Origin of the sequence: Azoarcus sp. CIB, assembly GCF_001190925.1 — a bacterium.
Lineage (GTDB): Bacteria > Pseudomonadota > Gammaproteobacteria > Burkholderiales > Rhodocyclaceae > Aromatoleum.
On the sequence record NZ_CP011072.1, the window covers coordinates 3,407,875 to 3,423,392 of the forward strand.

General features: G+C 63.7%; 12 protein-coding genes. All 12 read right to left on the reverse strand.

Features of this window, described 5'->3' with window-relative positions:
• Window positions 1-8 precede the first annotated feature (8 nt).
• The 12 genes from AzCIB_RS15095 to AzCIB_RS15150 all read right to left on the reverse strand — a co-directional run bounded on the left by AzCIB_RS15095 (window position 9) and on the right by AzCIB_RS15150 (window position 15,436).
• A complete protein-coding gene (locus AzCIB_RS15095; RefSeq protein WP_050416656.1) occupies window positions 9-2,879 on the reverse strand; it encodes a motility hub landmark protein FimV in 2,871 nt (956 codons plus the stop codon).
• A gap of 236 nt (window positions 2,880-3,115) precedes the next feature.
• Window positions 3,116-4,249, reverse strand: a complete 1,134-nt coding sequence (asd, locus tag AzCIB_RS15100; protein WP_050416657.1) for an aspartate-semialdehyde dehydrogenase — start codon at window positions 4,247-4,249, stop codon at window positions 3,116-3,118.
• Between the two features lie 27 nt (window positions 4,250-4,276).
• Entirely contained in the window at window positions 4,277-5,329 is a 1,053-nt protein-coding gene (gene leuB / locus AzCIB_RS15105) for a 3-isopropylmalate dehydrogenase (protein ID WP_050416658.1), read from the reverse strand.
• A 34-nt stretch (window positions 5,330-5,363) separates the two neighbouring features.
• Complete coding sequence (leuD, locus tag AzCIB_RS15110) at window positions 5,364-6,002, reverse strand: 3-isopropylmalate dehydratase small subunit (protein ID WP_050416659.1); 639 nt, start codon at window positions 6,000-6,002, stop codon at window positions 5,364-5,366.
• Between the two features lie 75 nt (window positions 6,003-6,077).
• The gene (gene leuC / locus AzCIB_RS15115) at window positions 6,078-7,487 is read right to left on the reverse strand and encodes a 3-isopropylmalate dehydratase large subunit (RefSeq protein ID WP_050416660.1); all 1,410 of its coding nucleotides are present in this window, start codon (window positions 7,485-7,487) and stop codon (window positions 6,078-6,080) included.
• Between the two features lie 80 nt (window positions 7,488-7,567).
• Window positions 7,568-8,383 carry a M48 family metallopeptidase gene (locus AzCIB_RS15120; RefSeq protein WP_050416661.1) on the reverse strand — a complete coding sequence of 272 codons (816 nt, stop codon included), beginning with the start codon at window positions 8,381-8,383 and terminating at the stop codon, window positions 7,568-7,570.
• Window positions 8,380-9,543, reverse strand: coding sequence for an MFS transporter (locus AzCIB_RS15125; RefSeq protein WP_050416662.1), 1,164 nt, complete (start codon window positions 9,541-9,543; stop codon window positions 8,380-8,382). The genes AzCIB_RS15120 and AzCIB_RS15125 overlap by 4 nt, the downstream gene beginning before the upstream one ends.
• Window positions 9,544-9,627: 84 nt before the next feature.
• The gene (gene aroC, locus AzCIB_RS15130) at window positions 9,628-10,761 is read right to left on the reverse strand and encodes a chorismate synthase (protein ID WP_050416663.1); all 1,134 of its coding nucleotides are present in this window, start codon (window positions 10,759-10,761) and stop codon (window positions 9,628-9,630) included.
• A gap of 101 nt (window positions 10,762-10,862) precedes the next feature.
• Window positions 10,863-11,177, reverse strand: a complete 315-nt coding sequence (gene ilvN / locus AzCIB_RS15135; protein WP_050416664.1) for an acetolactate synthase small subunit — start codon at window positions 11,175-11,177, stop codon at window positions 10,863-10,865.
• A gap of 2 nt (window positions 11,178-11,179) precedes the next feature.
• Window positions 11,180-12,847: an acetolactate synthase large subunit gene (ilvB, locus tag AzCIB_RS15140; RefSeq protein ID WP_050418389.1), complete on the reverse strand. Its 1,668-nt coding sequence runs from the start codon at window positions 12,845-12,847 to the stop codon at window positions 11,180-11,182.
• 266 nt (window positions 12,848-13,113) lie between these two features.
• Window positions 13,114-14,781 carry a long-chain-fatty-acid--CoA ligase gene (locus AzCIB_RS15145; protein WP_050416665.1) on the reverse strand — a complete coding sequence of 556 codons (1,668 nt, stop codon included), beginning with the start codon at window positions 14,779-14,781 and terminating at the stop codon, window positions 13,114-13,116.
• 202 nt (window positions 14,782-14,983) lie between these two features.
• Window positions 14,984-15,436 (reverse strand): CBS domain-containing protein, encoded by a 453-nt coding sequence (locus AzCIB_RS15150; protein WP_050416666.1) that lies wholly within the window; start codon window positions 15,434-15,436, stop codon window positions 14,984-14,986.
• Between the last annotated feature and the right edge of the window lie 82 nt (window positions 15,437-15,518).

Genomic DNA, 15,518 nt, shown 5'->3' on the forward strand with positions numbered 1-15,518 from the left:
CCCGACCGTTAACCGATTCGCTCAGCCAGGCGCGCCGCCGCCTCCCGCTGCTCCGCCGAGCCCTCGCGCAACACTTCCTGAATGAGTTCGCGAGCACCTTCGGTATCGCCCATTTCCTCGTAGGCGCGGGCCAGCTCAAGCTTCGTATTGACCTCTTCGATCACATCCGCACCGGGAGCCGGAGCGTCTGAAGACCCGTCGCTCGCGGATAGCGCCGTATCACCAATGCCCGCGAATTCGGCCGCTCCGGTCTCCGGCGTCAAAGGCACTGCGGAAGTTGCCTCGAGGTTCAGATCGATACTCGCGAGATCGAGCGCGGGAGGAGTCGCAGCCGGCTGGTTTGCACCCCCATCGAGGTTGAAATCGAAATCCAGCAGACTGCTGTCGAAAGACGTCTTTTCGAGATCATCCGCCGCTGCAATGCCGCTCGCGGCCGGTGTGCGATCTTGCGAAATCATGGTCTGATCGAGGCTGACTTCGCCTGCCGCCGACACAGGGGCGGCATTGAAATCCGGCGCAAGATCGAACTCGAGAGCCTGATCAGCGGCCGCAAAATCCATCCCCTGACCTATCACGGTCGCGAGCATCGGATCGGCAGCAGGCGTCGAAATCGGCTCCGCCTCGACCGCCTGCCCGGTTACCGCGCCGACATCAAGATCGAAGGAGGCTGCCGCTTCGAGGGGGTGGGCCGCGATCTCTGCGGGCAGAGCAGCGTCGATTTGCGGCATGGGAGCCTCCGCCGCAGCGGCAGCACCCAAATCGAGGCCGGCATCGAGATCGAAGTCGAGCGCTCCGGCGTCGACCTCCGGCAAAGCTTCGATTCCGGCATCCACTGGCATTTCGGTCGACAGCGACCCGCGAGCCGCAGACCCCGCCACCGCGAACGATGCATCGGGAGCGCCCCCGGAATCGCCTGCATGGGTGGCCACCGCCGCTAGACCCGCCGCGACCGCAGCCCCCGCAGCGAAACCTGCGGTCGGGATGCCGCTGGCGACCGAGGCACGATACAGCGGATTCTCTGGATCGAGGCGACGCCCCATTTCGGCCGCCTTCTCCCAATCACCGCCTTCACCACCGGTCCGCGAATAGAGGTCCGTCGCGGTGTTCTCGAACGCCTTCAGGTTCTTGCGCTGGGCGTAGATCTCCAGCAGCTTGACGTAGATCGCCATCCTCGATGTGTCGGTCTTCAAGGCATCGAGCAGGATCTCTTCGGCCTGCGCATCGCGCCCGTAAGCCATATACACATCGGCCTCGGCGACAGGGTCGACGCCCTCGTCGGTGTCAATCGCCGAAAGGCCGGACTGGCTGAAATCCGTGTGCAGTACGCTGCTCTCACCCGTATTGACACTCTGACCGCCCGTTGCCCCGAACACCGAATTGGTCGGCGGCGGGAAAGCGCTCGCGACGGATTCAAGCCCGTGTTCCGTATCCTGCTTGCGCCGCTGCCGCGCCTTGATGCCGACATACGCGAGGAGGAGCGCGAGAATGCCGCCGCCTCCGGCCAGGACCATCGAATCACCGAGCAGGCTTTGAACGACGCCCGGTTCCTCGACCGGCGCCGGCGCCGGTGCAGGTGCTTGTGCCGGGGCCGACTTGGGCGCCGGGACGGGAGCAGGTGCCTGCTCCTGCACCGGGGCCGCCGCCTTCTGCGTCTCAGCCTCAATGGGCTGCTGCGCGGGGGCCGAAGGCGCTGCAGAGGGCTCCTGAGCCGGAGCCGACGGTGCTGCGGTCGCCTGTTGCTGCAACTGCGCCATGCTTTCGCTACGCAGGTTCAGCAATTCCTGCATCTGCTTGACACTGGCCTCCAGCGCAGCGACGCGCTGGTTCGCCTCTTCGAGTGCCTTGTCACGTGCGACGAGCTCCTCCTCGAGCGCCTGAAGGCGAGCGAGGCGGGCCTTGTCGGCGCCTTTCGCGGCGCCCTGCTCGGACGGGGCTCCGGAAACCTTAACCTGATCGCCTGCCGTCGGTCGTGCAGGTTCGTCGACTTTCGGCACAATCGTGCCTGCATCGCCGCGCGACGGCGCGGATTCGGGCGCCGCGGGCCGTGCGGCCACGGCTCCGGCGAGCTTTCTGCGATAGGCGGCAAAGTCCGCTGATTGGGCCTGAACCTCGCGACGCGCTTGACCGGGATCGATCTCGCGAACGCGCACATCGGACGGAACGGTCACGATCGATCCGGTGCGCAGGCGGTTGATGTTATTCCCTTCGAAGGCGTCGGGATTCTCGCGAAACAGGGCGATGAGCATCTGATCGAGGCTGGCGCCTTCGGGCCGGTTCGCCTCGGCGATACGATGAAGCGTATCGCCCTTCCTGATCTCATGGTGCTCGCCGCCAGTCCTGGCCGCCTGGCCTGCAGCCGGCGCCTGGCCTGCAGCCGGCGCCTGGTTTGCGGCCGGCGCCCTGCGCTGAGTCGACGCGGCCGGAGCTGCAAGCGGTGCAGCGACCGGAGCCGCTCCGCGCCCGGCGGCGGAAGCCGGGGCGCCTGCCGGCACGGGATCGAGCAGGAAGGTGTATTCGCGCATTAACCGTCCGGACGCCCAGTTCAGTTCGATCAGGAGATCGACGAACGGGTCGTTGAACGGCCTGTCGCTGGTGATCTTGACAACGGAACGGCTGCCCCTGCGCTCCACCGCGAAGCGCAGCCCCGATATTGCAGCGGTATATTGAAGACTTGCCTGACGGAATGCTTCGGGCGGAGCGACGCGCGCCGAAAGCGACTGTAGCTCCTCATTACTCGCATTCAGCTCGACCTCTGCCCTGAGCGGCTGTCCGATGCCGCTGAAAACATGGATCGAACCGAGTCCGGCTGCATTGCTGCCTAGTGGGAGCATGGCGATCGCCGTCGCGATCAGGGAAGCCTTGATCGATGTCTTCATCATTGCCTTATCATCCGCACCCTAGTCTGGGTACCAAACTGCGTGGAATATGGACGTCGCGGACGCGGCCGGGCATCCGTCATGCCCCGGCAATCTAACATTTTGTTTAAGTTTTGGCAGCAATTCTTTAATTGCCAAGACTATTTTCCAAGCCGCGAATACCAGCATCCTGCCTTGAGGACCAACGCATAGGACATGGGAAACGGCGATGCGAACGCCGTTTCCTCATGTCATGACGATCAGCGATCGAGAAGGATCCGCAGCATGCGGCGCAGGGGTTCGGCAGCCCCCCACAGCAGCTGGTCGCCGACGGTGAAGGCGCCGAGGTATTCGGGCCCCATCGCCATCTTGTGCAGACGGCCGACGGGGACCGTCAGGGTGCCGGTGACGGCCGCCGGGGTCAGTTCGCGCTCCGAGATCTCACGCTCGTTGGGCACGACTTTTACCCAGTCGTTGGCCTGCGCGATGATGTCGCTGACCTCGTCGAGCGGCACGTCCTTGCGCAGCTTGATCGTGAGGCCCTGCGAGTGGCAGCGCATCGCGCCGATGCGTACGCACAGACCATCAATCGGAATGCTGCCAGGGCTGCGGAAGGCGGGCCGGCCGAGGATCTTGTTGCATTCGGCGCCCCCCTTCCACTCCTCCTTCGACTGGCCGTTGTCGACCGGCACGTCGATCCACGGGATCAGGCTGCCGGCGAGCGCCGTGCCGCGGAAATTCTTGACGGGAAAATCCCCCGAACGCATGGTCGCGGCGACCTTGCGGTCAATGTCGAGGATCGCGGACGCAGGATCGGCCAGTTCCGTCTTGACCGCATCGTGCAGCGCACCCATCTGGGCGAGCAGCTCGCGCATGTTTTGCGCGCCAGCGCCGGAGGCAGCCTGATAGGTCATGGCCGACACCCATTCCACCAGGTCATTCTGGAACAGGCCACCGAGGCCCATCAGCATCAGGGAGACGGTACAGTTGCCCCCGATCCAGTCGCGGCCGCCCTTCACGAGCGAATCCTTGATCACGTTCATATTGACCGGATCCAGGATGATCACCGCGTTGTCTTCCATGCGCAGGGCGCTTGCGGCGTCGATCCAGTGCCCCTTCCAGCCGGAGGCACGCAGCTTCGGATAGACGGACTTGGTGTAGTCGCCGCCCTGGCAGGTGATCACAATGTCCATCTGCTTGAGCATGTCGATGTTCGACGCATCCTGCAGCGGCAGTGCAGCTTCCTTGCCGCCGAAAGCGGGCGGCTTGCCACCGGCTGCGGACGTCGAGAAATACACCGGCTCGATGTGGGCAAAGTCGCCCTCCTCGACCATGCGCTGCATCAGCACGGAACCAACCATGCCACGCCAACCGACCAGACCAACCTTGTTCATTTGCTATACCTCGAATTGCCAAAAATCTCAGAGCGCGGCCAGAACGGCATCGCCCATCTGCTTCGTGCCCACCTTCGTCGTACCCGGCTCGTAGATGTCGCCGGTGCGATACCCCTGAGCGAGAACCGTCTTCACGGCCGTCTCGACGCGCGCAGCGGCGGCCTCGTTATTGAACGTATAGCGCAGCATCATCGCCGCCGACAGGATCGTCGCAAGCGGGTTCGCCACGCCCTTGCCGGCGATGTCCGGGGCCGAGCCGTGCGAGGGTTCGTAGAGCCCCTTGTTGTTCGCGTCCAGCGAGGCCGACGGTAGCATGCCGATCGACCCGGTGAGCATCGACGCCTCGTCCGACAGGATGTCGCCGAACATGTTGCCGGTGACCATCACATCGAACTGCTTGGGCGCACGGACGAGCTGCATCGCGGCGTTGTCCACGAGCATGTGGGTGAGCTCGACGTCGGGATACTCGGGCGAGAGCTCGGTCATCACGTCGCGCCACAGCTGCGTGGTTTCCAGCACGTTCATCTTGTCGACCGAGCACAGGCGCTTGTTGCGCTTGCGGGCGGCCTCGAAGGCGACGCGGCCGATGCGGCGGATCTCGGACTCGGTGTAGTGCATCGTGTTGAAGCCGTAGCGCTCGCCATTACGGTTCTCGATGCCGCGCGGCTGACCGAAGTAGATGTCGCCGGTGAGTTCGCGCACGATCAGGATATCCAGGCCCGACACGATCTCGGGCTTGAGCGTGGAGGCATTCGCAAGTTCGGGATACAGGATCGCCGGACGCAGATTGGCGAACAGGCAAAGATCCTTGCGGATGCCCAGCAGGCCGCGCTCCGGGCGCTGTTCGCGCGGCAGGCTGTCCCACTTCGGGCCGCCGACGGCACCGAGCAGCACGGCATCGGCCTCGCGCGCGAGCTTGCGCGTCGCTTCCGGATACGGATCGCCGGTCGCATCGACCGCGGCGCCGCCCAGCAGGGCCTCTTCCAGTTCGAATTTCAGGTCCAGCGCTTCGATCACGCGGACGGCTTCGGCCATGATTTCCGGACCGATCCCGTCGCCCGGCAGAACACAAATCTTCATCAGCAGGTTTCTCCTGGTGCCCTTGCAGCGCTGCTCAGGCGAAATAATAGGGGTGCTCGGCGCGGCGCTTTTCCTCGAAAGCGCGGATCTTGTCGGCGTGGCGCAGCGTCAGGCCGATGTCGTCCCAACCATTCAGCAGGCACTCCTTGCGGAACGCATCCACGTCGAACCTGACGGTCGTGCCGTCTGGGCGGGCGACGGTCTGCGCCGCCAGATCGACGACTAGGCGGTAGCCTTCGGCCGCCTCGCACTGACGGAAGAGCTCGTCGACCTGCGCGGCCGGCAGCACGATGGGCAACACGCCGTTCTTGAAGCTGTTGTTGAAGAAGATGTCGGCGAAGCTCGTGCCGATCAGCACGCGGAAGCCGTAGTCCTCGAGAGCCCAGGGCGCGTGCTCGCGCGAGCTGCCACAACCGAAGTTGTCACGGGTGAGCAGGATCTGCGCCCCCTGGTAGCGCGCCTTGTTCAGCACGAAATCGGGATTCATCGGTCGGCCGCTGCAATCCTGCCCCGGCTCGCCGTGATCGAGGTAACGCCATTCGTCGAAGAGGTTCGGACCGAAGCCGCTGCGTTTGATCGACTTCAGGAACTGCTTGGGGATGATCGCGTCGGTGTCGACGTTCGCACGATCGAGCGGTACGGCCAGCGCGTCGAGTGTGGTAAACGGTTTCATTCTTTCACTACCCTCTGGATGGCCCGGCCATCCCAGTCAATATCGGTCGTCGGCGCGCCCTCGCGCCGGATGAATTCAGGAAAGCTCGCGAACATCCACGAAGCGCCCGGCCACCGCCGCGGCGGCTGCCATCGCGGGGCTGACGAGATGCGTACGGCCGCCCGCGCCCTGGCGCCCTTCGAAATTGCGGTTCGAGGTCGAGGCGCAATGCTCGCCCGGCTCGAGACGGTCCGCGTTCATCGCAAGGCACATTGAGCACCCCGGCTCGCGCCACTCGAAGCCCGCCTCGATGAAGATCTTATCGAGGCCTTCAGTTTCAGCCTGGCGCTTCACGAGGCCCGAACCGGGCACGACCAGGACGCGCTTGACGCTCGCCGCCTTCTTGCGCCCCTTGGCGACCGCTGCGGCTTCGCGCAGGTCTTCGATGCGCGAGTTCGTGCACGACCCGATGAACACCTGATCCACCGGGATCTCGCTGATCGGCGTATTCGGTGCGAGGCCCATGTACTTGAGCGCGCGCTCGACGCCTTCGCGCTTGACCGGATCGGCGATCTTCGCCGGATCCGGCACGCAGCCGGCCACGGTCTCGACCATCTCGGGCGAGGTGCCCCAGGTGACCTGCGGCAGGATTTCCGAGGCGGAAATTTCGATGACGCGATCGAAACGCGCCCCCTCATCGGACTTCAGCGTCCGCCAATAGGCTGCCGCCTTGTCCAGGAGCTCGCCCTTGGGCGCGAAGGTCTTGTCGCGGAGGTAGTCGATCGTGATGTCGTCGACACCGATCAAACCGGCACGCGCGCCCGCCTCGATCGCCATGTTGCACAGGGTCATGCGACCTTCCATCGTCAGCGCGCGGATCGCGCTGCCGCCGAACTCGATCGCGTAACCCGTTCCGCCTGCAGTCCCAATGCGCCCGATCACGGCGAGCGCGATGTCCTTCGCGTAAACGCCACGCCCGAGCTTGCCGTCGACCTTCACCAGCATGGTCTTCGATTTCTTCTGCAGCAGGCACTGCGTCGCCATCACGTGCTCGACCTCCGACGTACCGATGCCATGCGCCAGACAGGCGAACGCGCCGTGCGTGGAGGTGTGCGAATCACCGCAAACGACGGTCATGCCGGGCAGCGTGACGCCATTCTCGGGCCCGATCACATGAACGATGCCCTGGCGTGAGTCCTTAAACGGAAAATAGGCCAGCGCACCGACCTCGCGGATGTTCGCGTCCAGCGTCTCGACCTGCTGGCGCGAGACCGGATCCTCGATGCCCCTTTCCCAGTGATCGGTCGGCGTATTGTGATCGGCGGTCGCGACGATCGAACTCACGCGCCACGGCTTGCGCCCGGCGAGCTTGAGGCCTTCGAAGGCCTGCGGGCTGGTTACCTCGTGTACCAGGTGGCGGTCGATATAAATAAGCGCAGTACCGTCGGCCTCCTGATGGACGACATGACTGGACCACAACTTTTCGTACAGCGTCTGGGCTTCCATCCAATAAATCCCGCGGAAAGACAAGGAAAGGGTCTTTGATTATTTCACACGCGTCGCCAACTGGATAGGCAGCGCCCCGCTCAACGGCGCGCCTGCTCGTAGAGCGGCATGACCCGCTGGGCGTATTCTCCGAGATCCTTGCGCCTCGTGTCGTGCCCGGGGTGAGTCGAAAGCCACTGCGGCGGGCCGCCGTTCGAGCGCGAGCCCATCTTATCCCAGAGGCTGACGGCGGCCCGCGGGTCGTAGCCCGCACGTGCCGCAAGCTCGACGCCGATGCGATCAGCCTCGGTTTCATGCAGACGCGAATTCGGCAGCTCGAAGGTCACCTTGCCGACCATGCCCATCAGATCCGTACCGAGCTGTCCGACGCCGAGGATCGCGCCCGCCACGGACGCCCCCACGCTGGTCACCATTGCCTTCGAAATCTGCTCGCGCGAATGCTCCCGCAGGGCGTGCGCGATCTCGTGGCCCATCACCGCAGCGAGTTCGTCATCGGTGAGTTTCAGCTGATCGATGAGGCCGGAGTAAACTGCCATTTTGCCCCCCGCCATGCACCAGGCATTGAGCTCATCGGAGCGGATCACATTGACCTCCCATTGCCACTGCGCTGCATCCCGGCGGAACACGACGGACTGGGGAATCAGGCGACTGGAGATTGCGCGCACGCGCGCGAGCTGCGCCGGATCGCGGTTGAGCACGCCCTTCTGGCGCGCCTCGCCGATCACTTGCTGATACTGTTTACCCGAGGCCTGCTCGATCTCAGCCGCCGACACCATCATCATCTGGCCACGATCGACGCCCACGGCACCACCCCCGGTCGTCTGCACCGTCTGGCAGCCAGACGTGAGCCACACAGCCGCCGCAACCAACACCATCGTCCCAAATCGACGCCTCATCCAACCCCTCCTTTCGTCATCGACTCCGCACCGCTGCGCCAGCCCAGTACCAGCCAGGCGAGGCCTGCCAGTGCGAACAGCGAACCCAGAGTATAGGTCCACGCCGGCCCCACGGTTTCCCACGTAAATCCGCTCACAAGCCCGCCTAGCATCCCGCCCGCACCGAAGGAAATGCTTCCGTAGAGGGCCTGCCCGTGCGACTGCAGCTTGCCGCGAAACCACTGGTTCACCGCCGCGATCGCCGCCGCATGGTAGGCGCCGAAGGTTGCTCCGTGCAGCAGCTGGGCGAACACCAGCACCGCAAGCGACCCGACGCCCCAGCCGATCGCAGCGAAACGCACGACGGCGCACGCAAACGCGAAGACCAGGATCGCACGCATCGAATACCGGCGCAGCAGCCGCGGCATGACCATGAAGACCACGATCTCCGCGACCACGCCCAGCGACCACATCCAGCCGACCACCGACTTGTCGTAACCGTGATCGACGAGGAATATCGAATAGAACACGTATAGCGCGCCATGCGCCGCTGACATCAGGAAACAGGCCACCAGGAGCGCCCGAACCTCGGGGCGCCGGAGCGTCTCATGCAGACTTGCGCTCTCGCGATGGGCGAGCGGTCGCGCGGCCTCGGGCAATGCCGCCGCGCACAAGGCGATCGCCGCGAGGATTGCCGCAGTGACCCACAGCACCGAATCGAGCGGGAGGAAATCGAGCATGTGTCCGAGCCCGAGCACCGCGGCGATGAACCCGACCGATCCCCACACGCGGATATTGGCGTATTGCCCCGAATGCGCGCCCAGATGGGCGAACGTCAGGCTCTCGACCAGCGGCAGAGCGGCACTCCAGAAGAAAGCCATCAGGGCCATGGCCAGGAACAACCCTTCGAAACGCGTCGTGAAGAAGAAGACGCAAAAGCCGACGAGGCTCGCCCACGCCGACAAGCGGATGATGGTGAGCCGCTGGCCAAAGTGCTCCGCAAGCCAGCCCCACATGTTCGGAGCAAGCACGCGCATCACCTGCATCAACGACATCAACAGCGCGATGTCGGTCGCCGACAGCGCGATCGACTGCAGGTAGAGCGTGAAATAGGGCGAAAAGGCGCCGACGAACGCGAAATAGGAGAAGTAGTAGGCGGAGAGTCGCCAGTAAGGGACCACTGCGACGCCCGGGTGCAATTCAGGCCCGTGCGGCCCTATGACCGGCGACGGCCACGTTACTCGACACCGAAAATCCCGCTCCGCTCACGCACGCGGTGGCGAGACGCGCTGCACACCCTGCGGCGCCAACCGTGCGATCCTGGGCGTTTCGGTCGTCACATCCCCGCATTGTGCGCGATGGCGCAACGCATGATCCATCAGGACGATCGCGAGCATCGCCTCGGCGATCGGGGTTGCACGGATACCGACACAGGGGTCATGCCGCCCGTGCGTATTCACGATCACGGGATTGCCCTGCTTGTCGATCGAGCGGCGATCGAGACGGATGCTGGAGGTCGGCTTCACCGCCATGCTCACGATGATGTCTTGACCGCTGGAAATGCCGCCGAGGACGCCGCCCGCGTTGTTCGTCAGGTAGCCCTCTGGCGTCATCTCGTCGGAATGCTCGGTGCCGTGCTGCGTCACGCATTCGAAGCCGGCGCCGATCTCGACACCCTTCACGGCATTGATACCCATCATCGCATAGGCAATGTCGGCGTCGAGCCGGTCATAGACGGGTTCGCCCCAGCCCACCGGAACGCCCGTAGCGACGACGTCGATACGCGCGCCGACGGAATCGCCGGACTTGCGCAACTCGTCCATGTAGGCCTCAAGTTGCGGAACGATTCCGGCGTTGGGCGCGAAGAACGGGTTACGCGAAACCTCGTCCCAGCTTTCGAAGGGGATCGGGATGGGGCCGAGCTGCGACATGAAGCCGCGGATCACGATACCGTAGCGCTCTTGCAGCCATTTCCGCGCGATCGCGCCGGCAGCCACCCGCACCGCCGTCTCGCGCGCAGACGAACGACCGCCCCCGCGATAGTCGCGAATCCCGTATTTCTGCCAGTACTCGTAGTCGGCATGTCCGGGGCGGAACGTCTCGGAGATGTTGCCGTAGTCGCGCGAGCGTTGATCCTGGTTGCGGATCAGGAGCGCGATCGGCGTACCGGTCGTCACCCCCTCGAACACTCCCGACAGGATCTCCACCTCGTCCGGCTCACGGCGCTGGGTCACATGCCGCGAGGTACCCGGCTTGCGACGATCGAGCTCGACCTGGATCTCTTCGGCCGAAATCGGCAGCCCCGGCGGACACCCATCCACGACGCAGCCGATCGCGGGGCCGTGGGACTCACCGAAGGAGGTGACACAAAAAAGCTTGCCTAGGGTGTTTCCGGACATCGCAATCTCGACCAGAACGTGAATCGGAAGGAGCTCTGCAGTTTAGCACAGCGCCGGCTGGCCCCTTCCGCAGGAGACCGGGCGACGCGCCCGGACCGGCATCAATGGAAGAACTTCTCGAGACGCTCGAATATCTCGTGTTCGGTACCGTGACGGCGCACCGAACGCACATCGACCAGCTTCTCGACCTGCAGCACCATCTGCTCAAGGCGCTGATCCTCGAACACCAGCAGCCAGATGCGACTGCGGCTCGTGTCCGACATCGGCATGCACAGGATGCCCTCGACGTTGAATGCCCTGCGGGCAAACAGATTGCAGATGTGGCTCATCACGCCAGGATGGTTATTCACTTCGAGCTCCAGCACCACCTTGGCGAAACCACGTTGCGGCAAGGGTTCGGCGACTTGTTCGATCATGCTCAACCTCCGATCATTTCAGTATTGGCAGCGCCGGGCGGCACCATCGGGTAAACGAATTCCTCGCGGCTGATCGAAGCATGGATCAAACACGGTCCGCGGCCTTGCAGCGCTTGCGCGAGCGTCGCACGCGGATTCGGCGAACTATCCAGATCCACTGCCGCAATGCCGAAGCCCTCGGCGATCTTCAGAAAATCGGGTTCGCCGCGATACTTCGACGCAAACACGCGCTTGCCGTAGAACAGGTTCTGCTGCTGGTACACCAGACCAAGCGAGTTGTTGTTCATCAGCACGATCTTGACGTTCAACCCCTCCTCGGCGAGCGTCGCAAGCTCCTGGATGTTCATCTTGAAGCTGCCGTCTCCGGTAAAGCACACCACGGTACGATCGGGTTCGGAAAGCGCGGCGCCGATCGCCGCCGGCACCCCGAACCCCATCGTCCCGAGGCCGCCCGAAGTAAGCCACTGGCGAGGCCTCCGGAACGGATACGCCTGGGCGACCCACATCTGGTGCTGCCCCACGTCGGTCGCGATGACGGCTTCGTCATCGAGCGCGGCGGCGACCGCATGCACGAGACCGTAGTGGGTGCGCGGATCGTCACGTCCCGGCATCACCATCGGAAAGCGTGACTTCAAGCTATCCACGTGTAATAGCCAGCGCTTGCGCAGATTGTGCTTCACGCGCGGCAACAAGGCCTCCAGCACGGTCGCGACATCGCCGTTGATCGCAACGTGAGCAGCCTTGATCTTGTGCAGCTCGGCCGGATCGATATCGATATGGACGACCTGCGCATTGGGACAGAACTGCGCCGCCTTGCCGATCGCCCGATCGTCGAAGCGCGCGCCGACGCAGATCAACAGATCCGACTCCTCGAGAGTGAAGTTCGTGTAGCGCGCGGCGTGCATACCGAGCATGCCGATGGACAAGGGATGATCGACCGGCATCGTGCCCAGCGCCATCAGCGTCATCGTCGTCGGCAGTCCGGCCTGCTCCGCCAGCGTGACGGCCAGCCGCGAGGCCCCCGAATGCACGACGCCCCCACCCAGATACAGCACCGGACGCTCCGCCTCGTCGATCATCTTCGCCGCCGACTCGATCGCGACCATGTCCAGCGCGGGCACCGGATCCGGCACGGCGAGGTCGGGGTAGGCCTCGAAACTCACCAGCTGATTCTGCACGTCCTTCGGAACGTCCACGAGAACCGGCCCGGGGCGACCAGACATCGCGATGCGGAACGCCTGCGGGATGACCTCGAGCAGTTCCGCCGCGGAGCGGACTAGAAAGTTGTGCTTTGTGATCGGCACGGTCATGCCGTAGATATCGACTTCCTGGAACGCATCCGTGCCGATCATCGACAGCGGCACCTGACCGGTGATCGCAACCATCGGGATCGAATCGAGTCGCGCATCGGCGATCGCCGTCACCAGATTCGTCGCGCCCGGACCGCTGGACGCGAAACACACTTCAGGGCGCCCGGACACCCGCGCCATACCTTGCGCCATAAAGCCCGCCCCCTGTTCGTGGCGAGCGAGGACATGGCGAATGATGTCGCTGCCCGACAAGGCATCGTACAGAGGCAGGATCGCCCCTCCGGGAATCCCTGCAATGGTACGAATACCCTGCCGTTCAAGCAGGCGCACGATCAACTCGGCGCCGGTCATCTGCATCATCTTGCGCTCCTTCGGTTCAGTGTCGGGCATCAAAACCGGCGGCGCAAAAACAAAACCCCCGCCGGGCTTGCGCGCCGGCGGGGGTTGGAATCTGTTGCTTGCCTTGTGTCCTTACCCTCGAGACGCGTGATCGCCTACGCGTACTACTACGCGTACGGGCAGAACTACTACGACGAGGGCGCGAACCATACGGGTCATCGGGACAACAACAAACAGTTAATGGACGAATCTAAACACAGGCACAAGCGAAACACAAGCACCCGTCCTCACGCCTGCCCGTCCCGCAGGAGCCGCCGCAGGATCTTGCCGACATTCGTCTTCGGCAACTCCTCGCGGAACTCGACCAGATGCGGCACCTTGTATGCCGTCAGATTCGTCCGGCAGTGCGCAACGATGTCCTCCTTCGTCAAGGCTGGATCCTTGCGCACCACAAACACTTTCACCGCCTCGCCAGTCCGCTCGTCCGGAACCCCGACGGCGGCCACCTCCAGCACCCCCGGATGACCGGCGATGACATCCTCGACCTCGTTCGGAAAAACATTGAAACCGGAGACGAGGATCATGTCCTTCTTGCGATCGACGATACGGACGAAACCGCGCTCGTCGATGGTCGCCACGTCGCCGGTACGCAGAAAACCGTCCGGCGTGAACGCATTGGCCGTCTCCTCCGGCCGCTGCCAGTAGCCCCGCGTGACCTGCGGGCCGCGCACACACAGCTCGCCCGGCTGCCCCAGCGGCACCTCCTCCCCGCTGTCGCCGCGAACGCTTACCTCCGTCGACGAGACCGGCAACCCGATCGAATGGTTGAACTGCGGCAAGTCGAGCGGATTGATCGTCACCGCCGGCGACGTCTCCGTCAGACCGTAAGCCTCCACAAGCGGGCGCCCGGTGACGCGACGCCACTTTTCCGCCACGGCCTGCTGCACGGCCATGCCGCCCCCCAGCGTTATGTGCAGGGACGAGAAATCGAGCTTGCTGAAGTCCTCGTTGTTCAGAAGCGCGTTGAACAGGGTGTTCACACCCGTGATCGCCGTAAACCGGTATTTCGCGAGTTCCTTGACGAACCCCGGAATATCCCGCGGATTGGTGATCAGCACGTTCATCGCACCGACCTTGAAGAAGGTCAGGCAGTTCGCGGTCAGCGAGAAGATATGGTAGAGAGGCAAGGCGGTGATGATGATCTCCCCTTCCTTGCGCAGGTAGGGCTTGATCCAGGCATGCGCCTGCTGCAGGTTCGCGATGATGTTGCCATGCGTCAGAACCGCGCCCTTCGCCACCCCCGTCGTGCCGCCCGTGTATTGGAGATAGGCGATGTCATCATGGCCGATCTCCACCGCCTGCAACGGATGCCGTCCGCCCGTCGCCAGCGCCTCGGAAAACCGCACGCAGCCAGGGATTTTCCACGACGGCACCAACTTCTTCACGTGGCGCACGACGAAGTCGACCAGCATGCCCTTCGGGAAACCGAGCAACTCGCCGAGGCTGGTCACCACCACGTTCGTTACCTTCAAGCGCTGCAGGACATCCTCCAGCGTACGCGCGAAGTTCTCAACGATGACGATCGTATCCACCCCAGAGTCCCGGAGCTGGTGCTCGAGTTCTCGCGCCGTGTAGAGGGGGTTTACGTTTACGACCGTATAGCCGGCACGCAGGGCGCCGAACATCGCGATCGGATACTGCAGGAGATTGGGCATCATCAGCGCCACGCGGGCCCCGCGCGGCAACTTCAGTTCGCCCTGCAGGTAACCCGCGAATTGCGCAGAAAGCCGGTCCAGCGCCGCATACGTGATGGATTTCCCCATATTCACGTAGGCGATGCGGTCGGCGAACTGGCGCACCCCCTGAGAAAATACATCGGCGAGCGACGCAAACTCGTTTACGTCGATTTCCGCCGGAATTCCGGGGGGATAGCTCTTCAGCCAGATCTTTTCCACAGCACTCCTCCAACAGTTGGAATTGACGCCGAATCAGCAACTCCCGGCGGTGCCCTCCCGAGGCAGTCCCGGCAACGCGTCGTCTGCGCCGCCGGTTTCCAGCTGCATGCCTTCGTCTCATCGGCCGAAGGTCGTATTGTGCCTTGCCCCTCGCACTTCCCGGCGCGAGGATGGAACTTCGGCAGGACCAGCCTGCCTTGCCTCAGGCCTCTTCGCCCGGCTCTTGCGGCCAGTTCCGGATGTAATTCTTGAGCATGCGATTCTCGAAACTTTGCTCCTCGAGCACCGCCTTGGCCACGTCATGGAAGGAAACGACGCCGAGTAGCGTCGTCCCGTCCATCACCGGTAGGTAACGCTGACGATGCTCCACCATGAGACGCCGAAGCTCGTCCATTTCCATGTTCGGCGATGCCGCGATGGGACCGGACAACATCGCCTCCTCGATCGCCATCTTCCCCCATTCGGCGCCACCCTTATGCACCGCAACCAACACTTCGCGGAAGGTCAGCATGCCGACCATCTGGCCGTGCGAAAAGACCACGAGCGAACCGACATCCTGCTCGGTCATGATATCGACCGCCTCGGCAAGGCGCTTGTTCGGCGCTATGGTGTAGAGCACCTTGCCCTTAATCGCAAGAATCTCGCTCACCAGCATGCCAATCCCCTTTCCAAATTCATATCAACTGACCCAAGTGCATGATATTGCATAGTCCCGATCAGGAAAAGACCAAGCGAAC

Excerpts from the sequence above, each read along its gene's own strand:
- AzCIB_RS15095 (WP_050416656.1), bottom strand. The coding sequence starts at position 2,879 with ATGATGAAGACATCGATCAAGGCTTCCCTGATCGCGACGGCGATCGCC.
- asd (WP_050416657.1), bottom strand. The coding sequence starts at position 4,249 with ATGAACAAGGTTGGTCTGGTCGGTTGGCGTGGCATGGTTGGTTCCGTG.
- leuB (WP_050416658.1), bottom strand. The coding sequence starts at position 5,329 with ATGAAGATTTGTGTTCTGCCGGGCGACGGGATCGGTCCGGAAATCATG.
- leuD (WP_050416659.1), bottom strand. The coding sequence starts at position 6,002 with ATGAAACCGTTTACCACACTCGACGCGCTGGCCGTACCGCTCGATCGT.
- leuC (WP_050416660.1), bottom strand. The coding sequence starts at position 7,487 with ATGGAAGCCCAGACGCTGTACGAAAAGTTGTGGTCCAGTCATGTCGTC.
- AzCIB_RS15120 (WP_050416661.1), bottom strand. The coding sequence starts at position 8,383 with ATGAGGCGTCGATTTGGGACGATGGTGTTGGTTGCGGCGGCTGTGTGG.
- aroC (WP_050416663.1), bottom strand. The coding sequence starts at position 10,761 with ATGTCCGGAAACACCCTAGGCAAGCTTTTTTGTGTCACCTCCTTCGGT.
- ilvN (WP_050416664.1), bottom strand. The coding sequence starts at position 11,177 with ATGATCGAACAAGTCGCCGAACCCTTGCCGCAACGTGGTTTCGCCAAG.
- ilvB (WP_050418389.1), bottom strand. The coding sequence starts at position 12,847 with ATGATGCAGATGACCGGCGCCGAGTTGATCGTGCGCCTGCTTGAACGG.
- AzCIB_RS15150 (WP_050416666.1), bottom strand. The coding sequence starts at position 15,436 with ATGCTGGTGAGCGAGATTCTTGCGATTAAGGGCAAGGTGCTCTACACC.